General features: G+C 55.1%; 15 protein-coding genes. 4 read left to right on the forward strand and 11 right to left on the reverse strand.

The features are described from left to right. Positions 1–112 precede the first annotated feature (112 nt). From ACT3UM_RS20415 to ACT3UM_RS20425, 3 genes are all read left to right on the forward strand, one after another. Positions 113–871: a DeoR/GlpR family transcriptional regulator gene (locus ACT3UM_RS20415; protein ID WP_035578823.1), complete on the forward strand. Its 759-nt coding sequence runs from the start codon at positions 113–115 to the stop codon at positions 869–871. Between the two features lie 156 nt (positions 872–1,027). After that, on the forward strand, positions 1,028–2,515 hold the full coding sequence (gene glpK / locus ACT3UM_RS20420) for a glycerol kinase GlpK (protein ID WP_498901908.1): 1,488 nt from the start codon (positions 1,028–1,030) through the stop codon (positions 2,513–2,515). Between the two features lie 466 nt (positions 2,516–2,981). Beyond that, positions 2,982–3,206, forward strand: a complete 225-nt coding sequence (locus ACT3UM_RS20425; protein WP_035578829.1) for a hypothetical protein — start codon at positions 2,982–2,984, stop codon at positions 3,204–3,206. Positions 3,207–3,311: 105 nt separating this feature from the next. Here ACT3UM_RS20425 and ACT3UM_RS20430 read toward each other — a convergent pair whose 3' ends face one another. From ACT3UM_RS20430 to betI, 11 genes are all read right to left on the reverse strand, one after another. Next, positions 3,312–4,955, reverse strand: coding sequence for a glycerol-3-phosphate dehydrogenase/oxidase (locus tag ACT3UM_RS20430; RefSeq protein ID WP_498901909.1), 1,644 nt, complete (start codon positions 4,953–4,955; stop codon positions 3,312–3,314). Between the two features lie 127 nt (positions 4,956–5,082). After that, positions 5,083–6,846: an ABC transporter substrate-binding protein gene (locus tag ACT3UM_RS20435; RefSeq protein ID WP_498901910.1), complete on the reverse strand. Its 1,764-nt coding sequence runs from the start codon at positions 6,844–6,846 to the stop codon at positions 5,083–5,085. An 82-nt stretch (positions 6,847–6,928) separates the two neighbouring features. Beyond that, on the reverse strand, positions 6,929–7,201 hold the full coding sequence (locus ACT3UM_RS20440) for a DUF2160 domain-containing protein (protein WP_445533398.1): 273 nt from the start codon (positions 7,199–7,201) through the stop codon (positions 6,929–6,931). 12 nt (positions 7,202–7,213) lie between these two features. Further along, entirely contained in the window at positions 7,214–8,110 is an 897-nt protein-coding gene (locus ACT3UM_RS20445) for a carbohydrate ABC transporter permease (RefSeq protein ID WP_498901911.1), read from the reverse strand. A 1-nt stretch (position 8,111) separates the two neighbouring features. Beyond that, positions 8,112–8,999, reverse strand: coding sequence for a carbohydrate ABC transporter permease (locus ACT3UM_RS20450; protein WP_035578844.1), 888 nt, complete (start codon positions 8,997–8,999; stop codon positions 8,112–8,114). Further along, positions 8,992–10,092 carry an ABC transporter ATP-binding protein gene (locus ACT3UM_RS20455; protein WP_498901912.1) on the reverse strand — a complete coding sequence of 367 codons (1,101 nt, stop codon included), beginning with the start codon at positions 10,090–10,092 and terminating at the stop codon, positions 8,992–8,994. Before ACT3UM_RS20455 ends, ACT3UM_RS20450 begins: the two co-directional genes overlap by 8 nt. Beyond that, entirely contained in the window at positions 10,085–11,182 is a 1,098-nt protein-coding gene (locus ACT3UM_RS20460) for an ABC transporter ATP-binding protein (RefSeq protein ID WP_498901913.1), read from the reverse strand. The genes ACT3UM_RS20455 and ACT3UM_RS20460 overlap by 8 nt, the downstream gene beginning before the upstream one ends. Positions 11,183–11,414: 232 nt before the next feature. After that, complete coding sequence (locus ACT3UM_RS20465) at positions 11,415–13,901, reverse strand: acyl-CoA dehydrogenase (RefSeq protein WP_498901914.1); 2,487 nt, start codon at positions 13,899–13,901, stop codon at positions 11,415–11,417. Between the two features lie 222 nt (positions 13,902–14,123). Next, positions 14,124–15,797 (reverse strand): choline dehydrogenase, encoded by a 1,674-nt coding sequence (betA, locus tag ACT3UM_RS20470; protein ID WP_498901915.1) that lies wholly within the window; start codon positions 15,795–15,797, stop codon positions 14,124–14,126. A 224-nt stretch (positions 15,798–16,021) separates the two neighbouring features. Next, positions 16,022–17,491: a betaine-aldehyde dehydrogenase gene (betB, locus tag ACT3UM_RS20475; RefSeq protein ID WP_498901916.1), complete on the reverse strand. Its 1,470-nt coding sequence runs from the start codon at positions 17,489–17,491 to the stop codon at positions 16,022–16,024. 27 nt (positions 17,492–17,518) lie between these two features. Continuing rightward, positions 17,519–18,139 (reverse strand): transcriptional regulator BetI, encoded by a 621-nt coding sequence (gene betI / locus ACT3UM_RS20480; protein ID WP_498901917.1) that lies wholly within the window; start codon positions 18,137–18,139, stop codon positions 17,519–17,521. A gap of 162 nt (positions 18,140–18,301) precedes the next feature. On the opposite strand from betI, the gene ACT3UM_RS20485 reads away from it, so the two are divergent. Next, positions 18,302–19,240, forward strand: a complete 939-nt coding sequence (locus ACT3UM_RS20485; protein WP_081899056.1) for a choline ABC transporter substrate-binding protein — start codon at positions 18,302–18,304, stop codon at positions 19,238–19,240. Positions 19,241–19,296: the final 56 nt, after the last annotated feature.

The following is a 19,296-nucleotide window of genomic DNA, read 5'->3' on the forward strand; positions in this document are numbered from 1 at the left end:
CGCTCGAACTATCGGCTTGGCGCCTGTGGAATTGTTTGAAGAAAGCTATAAGATTTCGAAAATTTTGCTAGATTATGTTCAGATATCAATAATAATCGAACAGGCCGGGCTCATGAATCAACAATTTCGTCAGGATGCCATTGTCGAGCTGGTTCGCCAGCACGGTTACATGAGTATCGAACAGCTCACTGAGCATTTTGCCGTTACACCGCAAACTATTCGTCGCGATTTAAATACCCTGGCCGATGAAGGCCGGGTTCGGCGTGTCCATGGCGGGGTAGGCATTGAGTCAAGCACGGTGAATACCGCTTACAGCACGCGTAAGACGCTGCATCTGGAAGAGAAAGAGCGCATTGCCCGTTGTTTAGCCCAGCACATCCCTAATCACTCCTCACTGTTTATTAATATCGGCACCAGTAATGAAGTGATTGCTCAAGCGTTGTTAGAGCACCAGGGCCTTGAGATTATTACCAACAACCTTAATGTTGCTGCCATTCTGCAGCATAAAGAGGATTTCACCGTGATTATTGCCGGTGGCCAGGTGCGCTCCCGGGACGGCGGCATTATTGGTGAAGCCACTATCGACTTTATCAATCAATTCAAAGTGGACTACGGCATTATCGGCATCAGTGGTATCGATGAGGATGGCTCGCTGCTGGAGTTTGACTACCAGGAAGTACGCGTTGCACAGGCGATTATTGCTAATTCGCGGCGCATTTATTTGGCGGCGGACTACTCTAAATTTCACCGTAACCCGGTCGTGCGGCAAGGTAATCTGGAGCAGCTGGATGCGTTGTTTACTGACCGCAAACCACCGGAAGCGATCCAGCGGTTGCTCAATCAACACGATGTTGCGCTTTACATCGCCTAGCCTGAGCGTCGCTCGCTGACTTTTCAGACACTCCTTCTATAGTCTCTGTAGCCGTTTCATCCTTGAGCATTTTGCATGGCTGGAGTAGCCTTAGATGATAATAAAGCGAAAGTAAGTATACAAAATCGAAAGACAATACAACAAAGCGAACTCGATATGTCCTCTTTTATACTCGCCATTGATCAAGGCACTACCAGTTCCCGCGCTATTCTGTTCGACCGCCAAGGCCAGGTGGCCGCCGTTGCCCAGCAGGAATTCAAGCAGCACTTTCCCCATGACGGTTGGATTGAGCACGACCCTGAAGATATTTGGGAAACCGTGGTGGCGACCTGCCGGGACGTAATGAGCACCGCTGAGGTTTCCGCCGACCAAATAGCCGGTATCGGCATTACCAATCAGCGGGAAACCACCATTTTATGGGATCGGAAAACCGATAAGCCACTCTATAATGCCATCGTTTGGCAGGATCGTCGCACCTCAGATTTGTGTCAGTCGTTGCGCGATAAAGGTCACACCGATGTCGTTCAAGCGAAAACGGGGCTTTTAATTGACCCCTATTTTTCGGCAACGAAACTCGCCTGGATGCTAGACAATGTAGAGGGCGCTCGCGAGCGCGCTGAGCAGGGCGAACTGGCCTTTGGAACGGTGGATAGCTTTCTAATCTGGCGGCTGACGGGTGGCCAGCAGCACGTTACCGATGCCACCAACGCTTCGCGCACGGCACTGTTTAATATCCATACCCAAGAGTGGGATGAGGAGCTGCTGGGGTTATTTAATATACCCGCCAATCTTATGCCTGAAGTGAAAGACTCCAGTGATGATTTTGGCACTACCGAGGCGCACTGGCTGGGCGCCGCGCTGCCCATTGCGGGAGTGGCGGGTGACCAGCAGGCGGCTTTGGTGGGGCAGGCGTGCTTTCAGCCCGGGATGGGTAAAAGTACCTATGGCACCGGCTGTTTTATGATTGTGAATACCGGTGAAACGCCGTCGCTATCGCGTAATCGCCTGCTGACTACCATTGGCTACCGGCTAAATGGTAAGCCGACCTACGCCATGGAGGGCAGTATTTTTGTGGCTGGGGCGACGGTGCAGTGGTTGCGCGATGGCCTGAACCTGTTTGCAGACGCCTCGGAAACCGAAGCCTTGGCCCAACAGACCCGTAGCGGCCACAGTGTTTATTTGGTGCCCGCTTTTACCGGCTTAGGTGCTCCCCACTGGGACCCGAAAGCACGTGGCGCAATTTTTGGTTTAACCCGTGATACCGGCATTGCTGAAATAGTCGCTGCGGGCCTGCAAGCGGTGTGCTATCAAACCCGCGATTTACAGCACTGTATGAACGACGATATGGAGGCCCCCCCGGGCACTTTGCGCGTCGACGGTGGCATGGTGAAGAACAGCTGGGTGATGCAGTTTCTGGCCGATATGCTGGGTGTCCAGGTGGATCGCCCCACGATTTTGGAGACCACCGCGCTGGGCGCTGCTTACCTAGCCGGGCTGCGTTTAGGTTGGTATCAGACGCTGGAAGAGATCGAGCAGCTGTGGCGCTGTGAGAAAAGCTTTATGCCGACGATGGAGGAGGCCACCCGGGAGCAGCTTTATCAAGGCTGGTTGGATGCCGTTTCGCGCGTTCGCTCTACTCCTTAGCCACCCTACTTAAGCACACTATCGCTTTGCGCTAGCTATTTCTTATAATGCGGCGGCCAATTAAACAATTGGCCGCCTTTCTTCGCTTTAAGCGCCCCTCATGAAAGTCTTTAACACACATAACCGCTATGAAGCGGTTATGTAGTCGAGTTACAACCACCCCTGCGGCCAATGACGCATTGTGGGCATCGCTTCCGTGAACCATAGTAGAGCCATGGATCAGGAGGGCGCTTCGTTACCCCGAATCACTGAACTGATCCCTGCTACAGAACCATAGCGCTTCAGTATTACCCAAGCGCTAAAGGCGAAGGTCTTGCAACGCTTGTGACCGTTTCGCAGTTACCGAACTGGGCACTTACCCGGCCCAGCATGAGTAGCAACGTCACCATACGTCGTTAATTAAGATGGCTGCATTTAAACCGATAGGCGGTTAGGCAGCGGATGACCATACCATGAGGTATTACTAATGAACTGCATCGAATTGAGCCAACAAGCCGACAGCATCGCCAGCTCCTTCAGCAAGCAAGATCTCGCCAGACTCGTTGTGGCGTTGAAGGGCAATCGTGAATCACTGCAGCATGCCGTTGAGGTTATCGACACCGTGGACAGCCGCGCAGGCTGCACAGTGGAAGAAGCCTGGGATGAAGTGCTCTCAGGGGATTCTCAACTGCGCATAGAAGATGAAGAGTAGGGCACGACTTACTGATCGATTGTTTGATGAGCTTGTTTGATTATAGTGATTAATAAATAAGTCATCGTCAGCCCCCTCATTTAGGTGAGGGGGCTTTTTTTAACCTTAAAGCACTGACGCTGAAGCAGGCGGTAGCGCCGTATCGCGGTTTTGTTCAAAGTACTGATTAAATCGCGTTTCAGCATCGTCGCCAAAGAGTACTCGGCACGCTTCTTTTAAGCCGGTGGAGTGGCGTAACTGCTCGTGCGGTACCACCAGTGAGACCTTGGCACGACGGCGCAGGAAATCCTCAAGCTGGGTAATCATCTCGTGGTCGCGGGCATGCTCAATCTCGCAGCGGATATACTCAGTGCCTTCAATCAGGATTTCGCCCTGAGCAGGATCCTGACGAATTTTCTCAAGCATCTGGATGGCTTGATCGGCGTAGCGCCGCCACAGCCGAGTGGAGAGCAGCTCCGATGAGGTAGAGGCGGTCATTGCATCCAGGTTCATGCGCTTGGCTTGATCCATAAACTGCTGCTTTACGGGCTTGGGGGGTTCCCCATACCACATAAAATCATGGTCTGACAGAGAAACCCCCAGGCGGCTAATTTCTTCGGCAATCTCATCGCCAACGTTCAAGCAGTCGGTCAGCTTACCCCCAAAGATGCTGATATGGGCGCTTTCGGTATTGGTATCGACCACATGCTTGCGCGAGAGTTGAAGAAAGTCGCGGTCACTGCCTTGGTTATCTTTGATGGCTAACGGCCGGACGCCGCAGCGCGTTGAGATAATGTCATCCTGGGTAAGCGGTTTAGCCAAGGTTAGGCGCTTATTGATATTTTCCAGCACAAAGGCGATATCGTCAGCGGTAACGTCCACCTCAGGGTGCTCCATATGGGTGTCGGTAGTGCCGATACAGGTGCGGTTGCCCATGGGAATAACAAAAAACAGCCTGCCATCGTCGGCGAAAAATGCCAGCACCCGCTGGGAATCCGTTAGCTGCGGTACGATAAGGTGGATGCCCTTGGAATAGAGGTGATGGTGAGTGGTCTTTTGGCCGGTTAGCTCGTTATGCTGATCGACCCAGGGGCCAGCGGCGTTGATCAGCACCTTGGCACGTATATCAAAGGTGCTGCCATCCATGACGTTGCGGGCTTTGGTTACCCATAGGTCGCCTTCGCGCTCGGCGCCGAGTGACTCGACGTAGTTGGCGGTAATAGCGCCATAGTTAAGCGCATGACGCACAAAGTTAAAGACAAACCGAGCGTCATTATCGTGGAGGTAGGCGTCGGAGTACTCGAAACCGCCAACGGAATCCGCTATATCAATAATCGGCTCTTGCTGCTTAATTTTGCTCGGTGAGAGCAGGCGTGGCAGTTGGGTAAAGCCGTTGCCCATTAGCCAGTAGAGCCAGGTGCCCGCCCACAGATAGCGAGGTGAGTGGCGGAAACCTTTGGAAATAGTGGTAAGGAAACGAATCTCCTGCACCGTGGAAGGATAACTCTTAATCAAGTGATTGCGGCTTTTGCACAGTTTGCGAACCAGCGCAAAATCCTTGCTTTCCATATACTTAATGCCTCCCCATACTAGGTTGGAGGAGTGCATGCTGGTGCTGCCAGCGAAGTCGCCGCGGTCAATCAACGCGACTTTTGCGCCTTTGCCTGCCAGCGCCGCAGCGGTGGCTGCGCCGTTAATACCGCCCCCAATAATCAGGGCATCAAAGGTCTCGGTAGGTAATTTTTCAATGTTTCGATTTCGCAGTTTCATAGCGGATCCAATTAACCAATAAATAGCCCTGTTGCAGTGGGTGTTTTCTCTTGTGCTATGGCCTGCCGCCAATGAAACCCTTGGCAGGGCGGGCGGTTGCCCGCCCTGCAAGCGTTACGCGTGGTGATTATTGGCGCGTACCGGCTTCCATCCAGGCTTCCATCATTTCATCGTAAGGAACGGTGGTGCCCTGCGGCATTTCATTATCCAGCTTGGGTTTGGGTGAGCCTTCTTGATCCAACCAGACTTGCGGATCCTGCTCTTCGTTGAGTACGGGCGCATAACTGTCGAAGACGTTGGCCCGAGCCAGGCGGTGCATGGTGCTGTCCAAATCCGCCGCCAGTTTGTCCAAACCTTCCTGAGGCGTAACTTCACCACTCATGACGGGGGCCAGGTTTTGCCACCACAGCGGCGCCATACGCGGATAGTCGGGTACGTTGGTACCGGTAGGTGTCCAGTTCGACTCGTTGGGGCTGCGGTAGAACTCCACCAGACCGCCCAGTTTGGGGGCCATTTCGGTCATCTGCTCAGAGAAGATGTCAGATTCACGAATTGGCGTTAGACCGTGCATGAGTTTTTCCAGTGAGGTGGTTTTCGCCACGGTGAACTGGGCAAATAGCCATGCGGCAGTGCGGCGATCTTCCGGCGTTGAGTCAAAGAACGTCCATGCACCCACGTCTTGGTAACCAACTTTCATACCTTCTTCCCAGTAAGGGCCGGTGGGGGAAGGTGCCATGCGCCACAGCGGATTGCCCTCGTCATCGGTCACTGCAACCGCAGGGTCAGTCATGTCGGCGGTAAAGGCGGTATACCAGAAGATCTGCTGGGCGATGTGCCCTTGCGCAGGCACCGGCCCCGCTTCACCAAAGGTCATGCCTTGCGCTTCGGGTGGAGCAAAGTCGCGGAGCCAGTCCACCGCTTTTTGCATCGCAAATACCGAGGCCGGTGAGTTAGTCGCACCGCCGCGGCTAACGCTGGCGCCTACCGGCTGGCTATCTTCATTGACGCGAATACCCCAGTCATCCACCGGGTTACCAGAAGGGACGCCGGGGCTGCCCATGCCCGCCATGGAGAGCCAGGAGTCGTGGAAGCGCCAGCCTAACGACGGGTCGCGGCGGCCATAGTCCATGTGGCCGTAGATCTTGGTACCATCTATTTCACCGACGTGTTCGGAAAAGAACTCGGCGATGTCTTGATAGGCCGTCCAGTTAGTGGGCACCCCTAAGTCGTAACCGTAAATCTCCCGGAACTGCTCCTGCAGGTCTTCGCGCTGGAACCAGTCATAGCGGAACCAGTAGAGGTTGGCGAACTGTTGAGTGGGCAGTTGAAAGAGGCTGCCGTCTGGCCCAGTGCCGTACTGCAGGCCAATAAAGTCATCTAGATCCAAGGTGGGCAACGTATAGTCGGCCCACTCGTTCTCCATCGCTTCAGACAGGTTGATGGTGGTGCCGTAGCGGATATGCGTGCCGATGGAGTCGGTATCATTGACGAAACCGTCATAGATGCTGTTGCCCGACTGCATCTGGTTCTGCATGGTATCCACAACATCGCCTTCGCCGATGATGTTGTGGGTCAGGTTGATGCCAGTAAGCTCGCTGAAGGCTTCCGCTAACACTTCGCTTTCATAAACGTGAGTGGTGAGACCTTCGGCCACGGTTTGAATATCCATGCCGCGGAAAGGCTCGGCAGCGTTGGCAAACCACATCAGCTCTTCGATCTGCTCTTCACGGCTTAGCGTTGAGTTTTGGAAGTGCTCGTCGACCAAGCGTTCAGCGATGGCGCGGGTATCCTCTTCCTGCGCTGACAGCGTACCCGATGCCAGCAGCAAGCTGGCGGCGAGGGTGGTTAGCTTGAATTTAGTCAGTGTGGATTTATTGTAGTGCTTTTGCATGTTGACCTCGTTTTGTTGTGTTCTTCCTTGATGGCTTGGCCGTCCTTGATACCGATTAAACGCTGGTGGCATTTCCCAAGGGCTATCCCCAGCGCATTAAAACCAGCAGCCATACGGCTGATACTGCTAGTGCTATCCAAATGGAGAGTGAGGTGAAGCCAATCACACCCAGGTGGATAAAGGCCGCTGAGAGCAGGCCGATAAACAGCCGGTCTCCGCGGGTAGTGGCAATGGGTAAAAACCCTTTGCGCTCGATCGTGGGCGACAAGATCTCCCACACCGTCATACCTGCCAGCATGGCAGCGATTGATGAAAAGAATATGGCGGTGGGCATGGTCCATACCATCCAAGACATAGTGTGCTCTCCTCAGGTACGGCCCAGGGCAAAGCCCTTGGCGATGTGGTTACGAACGAAGTAGACCACCAGAATGCCGGGAATAATGGTCAGTACCCCCGCAGCGGCCAGAGTGCCCCAGTCAATCCCGGAGGCTGTGGACGTACGCGTCATGATCATGCCGATAGGCTGGGCGTCGGTGGCGGTCAGCGTGCGGGCCAGCAGCAGTTCCACCCAGGAGAACATGAACAGGAAGAACAGCGTGACGCCAATGCCGGAGCGGATCATGGGGATAAAGATTTTGACGAAAAAGCGCGGAAAGCTATAGCCGTCGATATAGGCGGTTTCGTCGATCTCCTTAGGTACGCTGCTCATAAAACCTTCCAAGATCCAGATAGCCAGTGGGATGTTGAATAGGCAATGAGCCAGCGCGACAGCAATATGGGTGTCAAACAGACCTACTGAGTAGTAGAGCTGGAAGTAGGGCAGCAGGAACACCGCGGGCGGTGCCATTAGGTTGGTCAACAGCCAGAAAAATAGATGCTTGTCGCCAATAAAGGTGTAGCGGCTAAAGGCGTAGGCGGCGGGTAGCGCGACGCAAATGGTGATGAGCATATTCATCGCCACGTAGAGCATCGAGTTGACATAGCCCATGTACCAGCTTGAGTTGGTGAAAATGCCGATGTAGTTATCAAAGGTAAGTTTCTGGGGCCATAGCGTCATCGAGCCGAGAATTTCGCTATTGGTCTGTAGCGACATATTGATCAGCCAGTAAATGGGCAGAATCATCAGTGCCAGATACAGGCCAAGCAAGATACGCGAGCGCCAGTGTGCACGGGCGGTGCGGTTACGCCGCTTGGCCGGTGACACCTTGCTAAAAATGGTGTTGTACTTTTCACCGCGCTGGGTGTTTTCGAGTTGATAGCTCATGTTAAGCACCTCCATGCGGCGGTTTGTCTTTCTGCATATTCATAATGGTGGTGTAGAACACCCAACTCACCAGCAGAATCACCAGGAAGTAGATAAGCGAGAACGCTGCAGAAGGGCCTAAGTCCTGTTGTCCGACCGCCATGGTGGTCAAAGACTGGCTTAAGAAAGTGGTGGCGCTGCCCGGCCCGCCGCCTGTTAGTACAAAGGGTTCGGCGTAGATCATAAAGGAGTGCATAAAGCGCAACAGTACGGCGATAACCAGTACGTTGGTAAGCTTAGGCAGCTGAATATAGCGGAACACGGCCCATTTCGAGGCCCGGTCGATACGCGCTGCCTGATAGTAAGCTTCGGGAATAGAGCGCAGGCCGCTATAGCACAGCATTGCCACCAGCGGCGTCCAGTGCCATACGTCCATTAAAATGATGGTTACCCAGGCATCGCCCGCATTGCGGGTAATATTGTATTCGACGCCTAACTCGCGCAGGCCCCAACCCATTAAGCCGATATCGCCACGGGTAAATATCTGCCAAATACTGCCCACCACGTTCCAAGGGATGAGTAGTGGGAGGGTAATCAGAATCAGTACTGCCGAGGCCTGCCAGCCGCGTTTGGGCATAATCAGCGCGATGCCGATCCCGAGCGGAATCTGGATAGCGAGAATAATCAGCGAGAACGAAATTTGGCGCAGAAACGCTGCCTGCAGGGCGTCGTCGTTGAGCATGCTTTGAAACCACTCGGTGCCGGTAAAAAAGCGTGCGTTGGGGCCGAGCACGTCCTGCACTGAGTAGTTGACCACGGTCATCAGCGGAATGATGGCGGAGAACGCCACCAATACCAGCATGGGTAGCACCAGTAGCCAGGCTCTGTTATTGGGTACTTTGTTATTCATGACCAGCCTCCGCCAGGTATTCATCGATATAGAGCGCTACGTGGGCAGCATCGAAGTGCGCAAACGCCGCCTCACTCACCGGTGAGTGCCCCTCAGGCAGTCGGGCTTTAAAGGTTTGCTCGTTGAGCTTGAAGGTCAGCAGGGAGTAGGTGCCCAGGTCTTGCACGCTAATTACTTGAATCGGCACGCTATTGGCTGAAGAGCTTGAAGAAATCGCAATAAACTCGGGGCGAATGCCTAGCTTGATATTGGCTGAGCCCGCGTTGGCGACGGCGTGCTTCATGTGCTCGCTAACCGGTAGCGGCTGTGCGCCGAACATTATCTGATCTTCGCGGTGTTCGACGGCCATAAAATTCATGCCGGGACTGCCAATAAAGTAACCCACAAAAGTATGCGCCGGGCGCTCAAACAGCTCTCGCGGGGTGCCGAACTGCACCACCTGGCCTTCATACATCACGGCAATTTTATCCGCGAAGGTAGAGGCCTCTAGCTGATCGTGAGTCACGTAGATCATGGTGATATTGAAGCGCTCGTGAATCTCTTTGAGCTTGCGGCGTAGCTTCCACTTAAGCTGCGGGTCGATAACGGTTAGCGGTTCATCAAACAAAATGGCCGTGACGTCATCGCGCACCAAACCACGGCCCATGGAGACTTTCTGCTTCTCATCGGCGGTCAGGTTTTTGGCTTTGCGATCTAACAGCGGGGTTAGCTCAAGAATATCGGCGACTTCGAGCACCTTGGGCTTCACCCGGTACTCGGGGGTGTTCATATTGCGCAGGGGGAAGGCGAGATTGTCGAACACCGTCATGGTGTCGTAGATCACCGGGAACTGAAACACCTGGGCAATATTGCGCTCTTCCGGCGGCAGCTCGTTCACTCGCTGATCGTCGAAAAGTACCTCACCCTCCGACGGCTCCAGCAGGCCAGAGATAATGTTCAGCAGGGTCGATTTACCACAGCCCGAGGGGCCCAGCAGCGCATAGGCGCCACCCTGATGCCATACGTGATCCATCTGACGGATGGCGTAATCCGACGCACCCTTGGGCGTTTTCTCGTAGGAGTGCGCCAAGCCTTTTAAGGTGATCTCAGCCATGGGCAGCTCCTCCCTGACGCGCAGGAATATGTACCGTATGGCCCTGCTTGTCGAAAGCGTAAAGTTGGTGGGTAGGGAAGTACACTTTCAAGGGCTGATTTACACTGAACTGGTGAATGCCCGCTAAGTGCAGAACGAGAGGAAAGCGTTCGTGATGAACATGCAGGAAGGTTTCTGAACCGCTGATTTCTGCTACATCTACATGCACATCCAGCGCCAGGTCATCGGTCTGCTGGGGTTGCAGAGTCAGGTGCGACGCCCGCACGCCAAAGTCGTAATCCCCGGGTTTAAGGCGCTTTAGGTCATCATCGCAGGGGAAATGCAGCGATTGGTCGAAGGTGATTTCGTTTTCGGTAAGCTGGCCGGGGACAATATTGATCGGCGGCTCGGAGAACATTTCGGCGCTAAAGCGGCCATTAGGTTCGCGATAGACTTGCTCGGTCGGGCCGTATTGAAGCAGTTTCCCTTCATGGAGAACCGCCGTGTTGCCCCCCAATGCTAGCGCTTCATTGGGCTCGGTGGTGGCGTATACGGCGATGCAGTTACGCGCTTTAAACAGCTCGCGCAGTTCATCGCGTAGCTCTTCGCGGAGTTTGTAATCCAGGTTGACCAGCGGCTCATCAAACAGGATCAAGTCGGCGTCTTTGACCAGTGCCCGCCCCATGGCAGTGCGCTGCTGTTGGCCGCCGGAGAGCTCCTGGGGGTAACGATTAAGCAGCTGTTCGATATGCAGCATTTCAGCGATTTCGCCAACTCGCTTATCAATTTCGTTTTTAGGCTGCTTGGCTAATTTCAGTGGCGAGGCAATGTTGTCGTAAACGGTGAGGCTGGGGTAGTTGATAAATTGCTGGTACACCATGGAGACATTGCGTTTACGCACCGAGACGTTAGTGACGTCTTTGCCATCCATCATCACTTTGCCGCGGGTGGGTGGCTCAAGCCCCGCCATTAAGCGCATCAACGTGGTTTTCCCGGCCAGCGTTCGACCCAACAGTACGTTAAAAGAGCCTGGCTCAAGGGCCAAGTCTATTCCGCTGATATGCGGCACACCGTTAACGATGTGATCGATATTTTGCAAATGTAAGGACATGCCGATCTCGCTAGCGTCATTGTTGTTGGGAGTGTTGTTGGAAAGTTTTGTAGATTTATTAAATAGTGTAGATCGTTTTCGTTTACGAAAGGCTAGTTGATCGTTTGCGAACTTGCAACGCGTTTTTGGCGCATTTGACTACGCATTTAGGCGTATAAAGTGAACACAAAAAAGCCGACCCCTGGGCACAGGAGTCGGCTGTCTTTACAGATAATACCTTGAAAAATAAGTATTACTTAACGTTTTCTTGTTCCCGCTTAGGCGCTGGTTCAGGTTTCGCGTTGTGATCGATCAGTGTGGACTTGTTCTTGGCAAAGGCATCGTAGGAGAAATCGTCCACGGTGAGCATTTCCAGAACTTCGGCCTCGAAGGTGCGCATAAACTCGGCATCCTCGGTACTGATCAAGCCTTTTTCCAAGCCAGCCTCAACACGTGCTTCAGGGTGCAGCGCCGTTTGTGGCAGCTCGCCTTTAGCGTAAGCCTTGTTCACCGTGCGGTAGATCGCTTCAGCGCGGTCATAATCGACCAGCAGGGCGTTATAGCGTGCCAGCGGGTTACTCTGTTCACCGTCGTCCGCGTCCCAGGTATTCTCAAGCAGTTTTGTACGCAGGGCGCTGTGTGTAGAGACTCGGTGAGCAATATCACGGGCCAGGTCATCGTGGGGCTTATTCCAGCGGCGGCCAGTGGGCATCACCACGGCGTTAAGCGTTTTGCCCAGCGCACGGTTGGGTAGATTATCGAAAATCTCCACAAAGGCCTGCTCGGCACGCTGGAGCAGGAAGCGACAGCTGTAGTGCAGCAGGGCCTCTTCGCCTTCTACCTTGCTGCCTGACTGCCACTGCTTGAGTACCATGGAGGTGAGGTAGAGGTTAGACAGCACATCCCCGAGGCGAGCAGAGATCATTTCGCGTTTCTTAAGTGCTGAACCCAGGCTCGCCATGGCGGCGTCGGCACACAGGCCAAAGCCAGCGGAGAGGCGGGCAATATCCTGGGCGTAGACGGCGGCGGGGCCATCAAAGGGTACGCTGGCTTTACCGATGCCAAAGCCGAGGGTAAAGGCGCGCGCTGCGTTGCCGAAGATCAAGCCCGCGTGGCCGAAGAAGGCTTTATCAAACGCTTTCATATCGTTGGCGTCTTTCGCCGCCAACTCGTCAAGCACGTAAGGATGGCAGCGGATAGCACCCTGACCAAAGATCATCAGGTTGCGGGTCATGATGTTGGCGCCTTCCACGGTAATTGCCACAGGGTTGGCGCTGTAGCCGATACCCAGGTAGTTACGTGGGCCAAGGGTGACCGCTTTACCGCCATGCACGTCCATCGCATCACTTAGCAGCACGCGCTGGAACTCGGTCAACTGGCTTTTCAGGATCGCCGAAGGCACCGCAGGCTTTTCGCCGTGGTCGATCATATTGGCCGTTTGGTACACGGTGGCCTGGGAGATATAGGCCAGCGCCGTCATACGGGCGAGGGGCTCTTGCACACCTTCCATTTCCGCCACCGGCACGTTGAACTGGCGACGAACGCGGGTGAAGCCGCCGCTCCAGCCCAGGGCGTAGCGGGCGGTGCCGGTAGCGCCGGATGGCAGCGTGATACAGCGGCCGATAGACAGACACTCCACCAGCATGCGCCAACCTTGGCCGATCATATCTGGGCCACCAATAATGGTGTCCAGCGGTACGAATACGTCTTTACCGATAATCGGGCCGTTCATAAACGGGCTGCCGATGGGGTGGTGACGTCGGCCAATTTCCATACCGGCGGTATCGCGGGGAATCAACGCCAGGGTAATGCCGCGATCCGCTTCGTCACCTAGTAATTTTTCCGGGTCAAATAGGCGGAAGGCAAGACCGACTACAGTGGCGATGGGCGCCAGTGTGATCCAGCGCTTCTCGAAGTTAAGGCGCAGGCCAAGCACTTCCTCGCCGTTAATGGTTTGCTTACATACAACGCCCGTGTCTGGCAGCGAGGTGGCGTCAGAACCGGCGCGGGGGCCGGTTAGGCCGAAGCAAGGGATCTCGCGGCCATCGGACAAACGCGGTAGGTAGTGATCTTTCTGCTCTTGGGTGCCGTATTTCAGCAGCAGCTCGCCAGGGCCGAGAGAGTTAGGTACGCCCACGGTCACCATCAGGGTTTCATTGACGGAGAGCTTTTGCAGCACCATGGACTGCGCTTTGGCTGAGAAGCCTAGGCCGCCATACTCCTTCGGAATAATCATGCCGAAGAAGCCCTCTTTTTTCAGGAAATCCCACAGCTGTTGGGGCAGGTCAGCGCGCTCGTGGGTGATATCCCAGGCGTTGCACATGCCAGCGGCTTTGGCGCACTGATTAGCCAAAAAGGCTTGCTCATCGTCGCGCAGGCCATCGTCTTTAAAGGCGAGCAGCTTCTCCCACTGGGGTTTGCCGGAGAAAAGCTCGCCGTCCCAGGAAACGCTGCCCGCTTCCAGTGCGGTGCGTTCAGTGGCGGAAACTTTGGGCGCTACTTTTTTAAAGGTGGCGAATAGGCGCGGCGTGAGCCACTTGCGACGCAGTGCGGGCAAGCCAGACACTGCCACGGCGGCTGCGCCAATCAGCAGCAGCACGCCAATGACTTCGGCGTCAAACAGCAGGCCAACAAGGCCCAATACGCCAAGCACCGCTATTGCCGCGGGGGCACCTGCCTCGCGACGCATCACGACGAGCAGGCCAGCAATGGCGAGCACGATAAGAAGTAGGGTGAGCATAGTGTCTCTCTCAGTTGGTGGCCTTTATTGCTGGCCAGCTGTTGTTAGTAAAGTGTTGGTGTTGGTTAAAATGATCAATCGAACACTTGTTTGAATATTGGCAGATGGTACCCGCTTCGTGCAAGTATTTAGGCATGTTTAGCGCTACAAATGCGATGTGCTCATCAAAAAAACGCCATGGCAACAGGCCATGGCGTTTGGAGTAAAAAACCAACTAAATGTTCAGATGCGTTTTGCCGGTGCGCCGTTAGCGACGTAGTAGTCAACGCTGGCGCGGGGTAGCGGCTCATGGCCTTTAATACGGTCGGCGATTTTCTCCGCCAGCATAATCGTCGGCGCGTTTAGGTTGCCGGTGGGAATCACCGGGAACAGTGAGGCATCGACCACACGCAAGCCCTCAATACCATGAACGCGGCCCTGACCATCGGTGACTGCCATATCGTCATCGCCCATCCTGCAGCTGCCACAGGGGTGGTAGGCGGTTTCGGCGTGCTGTTTGACGAAAGCATCGAGCTCGGCATCGGTCTGGACGCCTGGGCCTGGCGCTATCTCGCGACCACGATATCTATCAAACGCTGGCTGGGCGATGATATCGCGGGTGAGGCGAATAGCGTCGCGGAACTCCTGCCAATCTTTCTCTTTGGCCATGTAGTTGAACAGTATGCTGGGTGCGGCATGGGGGTCTTTCGAGGTAAGTCGAATACGGCCACGGCTTTCCGAGCGCATAGAGCCAACGTGGGCCTGGAAGCCGTGAGCCTGCACCGCGCTTTTGCCGTTGTAGCTAATCGCGATGGGCAGAAAGTGGTACTGCAGATTGGGCCACTCTTCTTCATCGCGGCTGCGGATAAAACCACAGGATTCAAACTGGTTGCTGGCACCCACGCCAGTCCCTTTAAACAGCCACTCGGCGCCAATTTTGGGCTGGTTGTACCACTTCAATGCCGGGTAGAGGGAAATCGGCTCTTTGCATTCGTACTGGATGTACATCTCCAGGTGATCCTGGAGGTTTTCACCTACGCCGGGCAGGGCATGCACCGTCTCGATATCGAGCTCTTTAAGCAGTTCTGGGTTGCCGATACCGGAGCGCTGAAGAATCTGTGGGGAGGCGATAGCTCCACCACAGAGCAGCACTTCGCGCCGGGCGTAGGCCTGCTGTTTTTCGCCTTTCTGCTCATAGCGAACACCCACCGCACGCTTGCCTTCAAACTCGATAACGTCGGTGACGGCATGGGTTTCGATGGTGAGGTTGTGGCGCTGTTTGGCGGTATCCAGGTAGCCACGGGCCGTTGAGGCGCGACGGCCTTTGGGCGTAACGAAGCGATCCATGGGGCCGAAGCCTTCTTGCTGGTAGCCGTTAACGTCTTCGGTTTCCGGGTAGCCCGCCTGTTTGCCAGCTTCAATAAAGGTGCGGTAAAGCGGATTATTGTCGGCTTTTGGTGTGGTAATGCTGACCGGGCCATCGCCGCCGTGATAGCTGTTGGCACCCACGTCACGGGTTTCACATTTTTTGAAGTAGGGCAGGCAACTGAGGTAGTCCCAGTCTTCAAGACCAGGCTGTTTGGCCCAGTTGTCGTAATCCAGGGCATTACCGCGGATGTAGCACATGCCGTTAATCAGCGAGGAGCCGCCCAGGCCTTTGCCGCGGCCACACTCCATGCGGCGGCCATCCATATACGGTTCGGGATCAGTTTCAAACGCCCAGTTGTAGCGCTTGCCCTGCAGTGGAAACGCTAGGGCAGCGGGCATTTGCGTACGAAAATCAAGGCGGTAATCGGGGCCGCCCGCTTCTAACAACAGCACGCTAACGCTGCTGTCTTCGGTGAGGCGAGTAGCGAGCACATTGCCCGCGGAGCCTGCGCCGATAATGATGTAATCAAATTCACGTGCTTGAGGCATAAGGAATTACCGAGGCTAAAGATGGGACGGGGCTTCCTGGCGGTAACTTTTCGCGAGGGCGCTGTGAACCCATCCCTGGGCGCTACTTTTCCTATCTGCCCGCCACGGATGGCGGGCATGCCGAAACTGAAAGGAACAAGTTTCGGCCACGGGAAAAGACCCTCGCTACAAGCTACCCCCAGCGCTCTGGTCAGTTAATGCGCGGCAAGAGGTGCTTTTTTGATTTAAAACACCGACTCAAACGGCCCCATCTCAATCTGTACGGACTTGGTTTGGGTGTAGTGATTGAGCGTCTCGATGCCGTTCTCGCGGCCAATGCCCGACTCTTTATAGCCGCCTACCGGCATCTCGGAAGGTGACTCGCCCCAGGTGTTAATCCAGCAGATACCGGCTTCCAGCTGGTGAATAACGCGGTGGGCGCGGTTGAGGCTTTCGCTGAAGACACCGGCGGCAAGGCCGTAAGTGGTGTCATTGGCGCGGCGAATGACTTCAGCTTCGTCATCAAAAGCGAGTACTGACATTACCGGGCCGAAGATCTCTTCACGCACAATGCGCATGTCGTCGGTGCAGTCGGTAAAGACTGTGGGAGCTGCCCAGGCGCCATTGGCGAAGCTACCGGTGCTCCAGTCATCGCCACCCACTAGCAGGCGAGCGCCTTGCTCTTTGCCCAGGGCAATATAGGAGAGCACTTTCTCCTGGTGTTCAAAGCTGACCAGCGGGCCAAAGTTGACGCTAGGATCCATCGGGTCGCCTGCCTTGATGCGCTTAACGCGCTCCACCAACTTGGCTTCAAAGGCGTCTTTAACGCTGCGTTCGACAAATACTCGCGTACCGTTGGTACAGATTTGGCCGCTGGAGTAGAAGTTGGCCATCATGGCGGCGTCGGCGGCGCGATCAAGGTCGGCATCGGCGAATACCAACAGCGGCGACTTACCGCCCAGTTCCATGGTGACGTCTTTTAACGTCGAGCTAGCGGCGGCAGCCATGACCTTTTTGCCGGTACCCGCTTCGCCGGTGAACGAGACTTTGGCGATGCCGGGGTGCTCGGTGAGCATGGCACCTACGTGGCCGTCGCCCTGGACGACGTTAAAGACACCGTTGGGCAGGCCAGCTTCGGTGAAGATTTCCGCCAGTTTCATCACGGTGAGCGGGGTCACTTCGCTGGGCTTAAATACGATGGCGTTACCTGCAGCCAGCGCCGGGGCGGCTTTCCAGCAGGCAATCTGGATAGGGTAGTTCCAGGCGCCAATCGCACCGATCACGCCCAGCGGCTCACGGCGAGTGTAGACAAAAGAGCTATCGCGCAAGGGGATCTGGCTGCCTTCAATAGCAGGCGCCAGGCCAGCGTAGTACTCCAGCGCATCTGCGCCGGTCACGATATCGACACTAGCGGTTTCGCTGATCGGTTTGCCGGTGTTGCGGGTTTCAAGCTCGGCCAGCTCGTCATTACGCTCTCTTAATAGCGCAACGGCACGCAGCATGATGCGCGAACGCTCCATACCGCTCATCGCAGCCCACTCGCGCTGGCCGCGTTGGGCGGCGGCGACGGCTGAATCGACATCAGCTTGGCTGGCTTGGCCGATAGTGGCCAGCAGGCTGCCATCAAACGGGTTGGTGACGGTAAAGGTTTCACCTGAAGTGGCGTCTACCTGGCGACCATCAATATAGAGTGGCTGTACGTCTTGAGCGGCCATGTAGGACTCCTTAAATAAGATAAAAAATTAGCTGTAAGTGTTGGATGCGGGTTGTTGGCATCCATAGTGAACAAAAAGCTGATCGAGATGAGTGTGGGCAAGAAAACGCGCTTCTTCAGCATTAAGGCCTTCTGGTGTCAGTGCACCGCGTAGCCATAGCCCATCAATCATGGCGGCCAGACCGCGGGCGGCGTTACGGGCCTCTACGCGGGGCATCACACGTCGAAACTGGTGGCATAAATTGCTGTAAAGACGGCGGTCGTTGACGTTTTGCAGCCGCTGCAGCATTGGCTTATGCATGCTGCTGGCCCAGAACGCTAACCACGTTTTGGCGGCGGGGCCGGTGACCTGAGTGCGGTCAAAGTTGCCTTCAATAATGGCACCGATATGGGCGCGGGGAGAGTCGTCTTCCAATGCGTGGCGGCGCACCGCAACGGCCGTGGTCAGGTCGGTAAGGATTTGCCGCATGGTCGCTTCCAGCAGGCCATCTTTACCGCCAAAGTAGTGGCTGATAATGCCCGCTGAAACGCCCGCATGACGAGCAATGCGCATCACGGTGGTTTCGGCAAGGCCGACTTCGTCAATGGCGGCCATGGTCGCAGTAATTAACTGCTGGCGGCGTATCGGTTCCATTCCCACCTTTGGCACAGCGTTCTCCTAGAGAAGTTCTCCCAATTCGTTGAATGTCTACCAGGGCTGTTGCTTGAAACCCGAGCGTAGACATGATTACCTAAACATGATGGCATTTTTTTATTGAACGTTCAATCAATAAAAGGCGTCGACAATATTTATCGCTTTAAGGGGACAACGATGATGAGCAGAATTTCTTCACGCTACGCAGGTGCTTTATTACTGGCAGCGGGTCTGCCAACGGCGGCTTATGCCAATGAGTGCAGCAGCGTGCGCTTTGCCGAAGTGGGTTGGACGGATATCACCGCCACCACTGCGCTCGCCAGCGAAGTCCTCGAGGGGTTGGGTTACGAGCCGAGCGTGGACACAGTTTCCGTGCCGATTGCCTACGCCGGTATGCGCAACAATGATTTCGATGTCTTCCTGGGTAACTGGATGCCTTCCATGGCCTCTATCAGCGACCCTTATATCGAGCGCGGTGAAGTTGAGCGCTTGGTAGCCAACCTGGAAGGGGCCAAGTACACCTTGGCGGTTCCCCAATACGTTTACGATGCGGGCGTGACGTCAGTTAATGATTTAGCCGAGCACGCAGATCAGTTCGATAGCAGCGTGCACGGCATTGAAGCGGGTAACGACGGCAACGAGCTCATTGAGCAGATGATCGATGACGATGCTTACGGGTTAGGCGATTGGCAGGTGATCGATTCCAGTGAAGCGGGAATGCTGGCGGAACTGCGCGCTCGAGTGCCCAATGAGCAGTGGATGGTGTTTTTAGGTTGGGAACCGCACCCCATGAACTCCAACTTTGATATGGCCTATCTTTCTGATGCCGATGACTATTTTGGCCCCGATTTAGGCGGCGCGACGGTGCATACCAATACCCGTGCCGGTTTCGTGGATGAGTGCCCCAATGTGGGAGCGTTATTACGCAATATGACGTTTACACTGGAAATGGAAAATCAATTGATGAGCGCGATCATGGATGATGGTGAAGACCCTCGTGATGCCGCTCGGGAATACTTGAACGCCAACGATGGTGTGCTGGATGAGTGGTTGGAAGGTGTGACAACCCGCGATGGCGAGCCTGGAGCAGAGGCCGTGCGCGCCGCTATTCAGTAAGCCAATTTCGATACGCTTTGTTGACTAGCAGGGCAAGCCGGAATCCGGCTTGCCTT

The organism is Halomonas sp. AOP13-D3-9 (assembly GCF_052379125.1).
GTDB lineage: Bacteria > Pseudomonadota > Gammaproteobacteria > Pseudomonadales > Halomonadaceae > Vreelandella.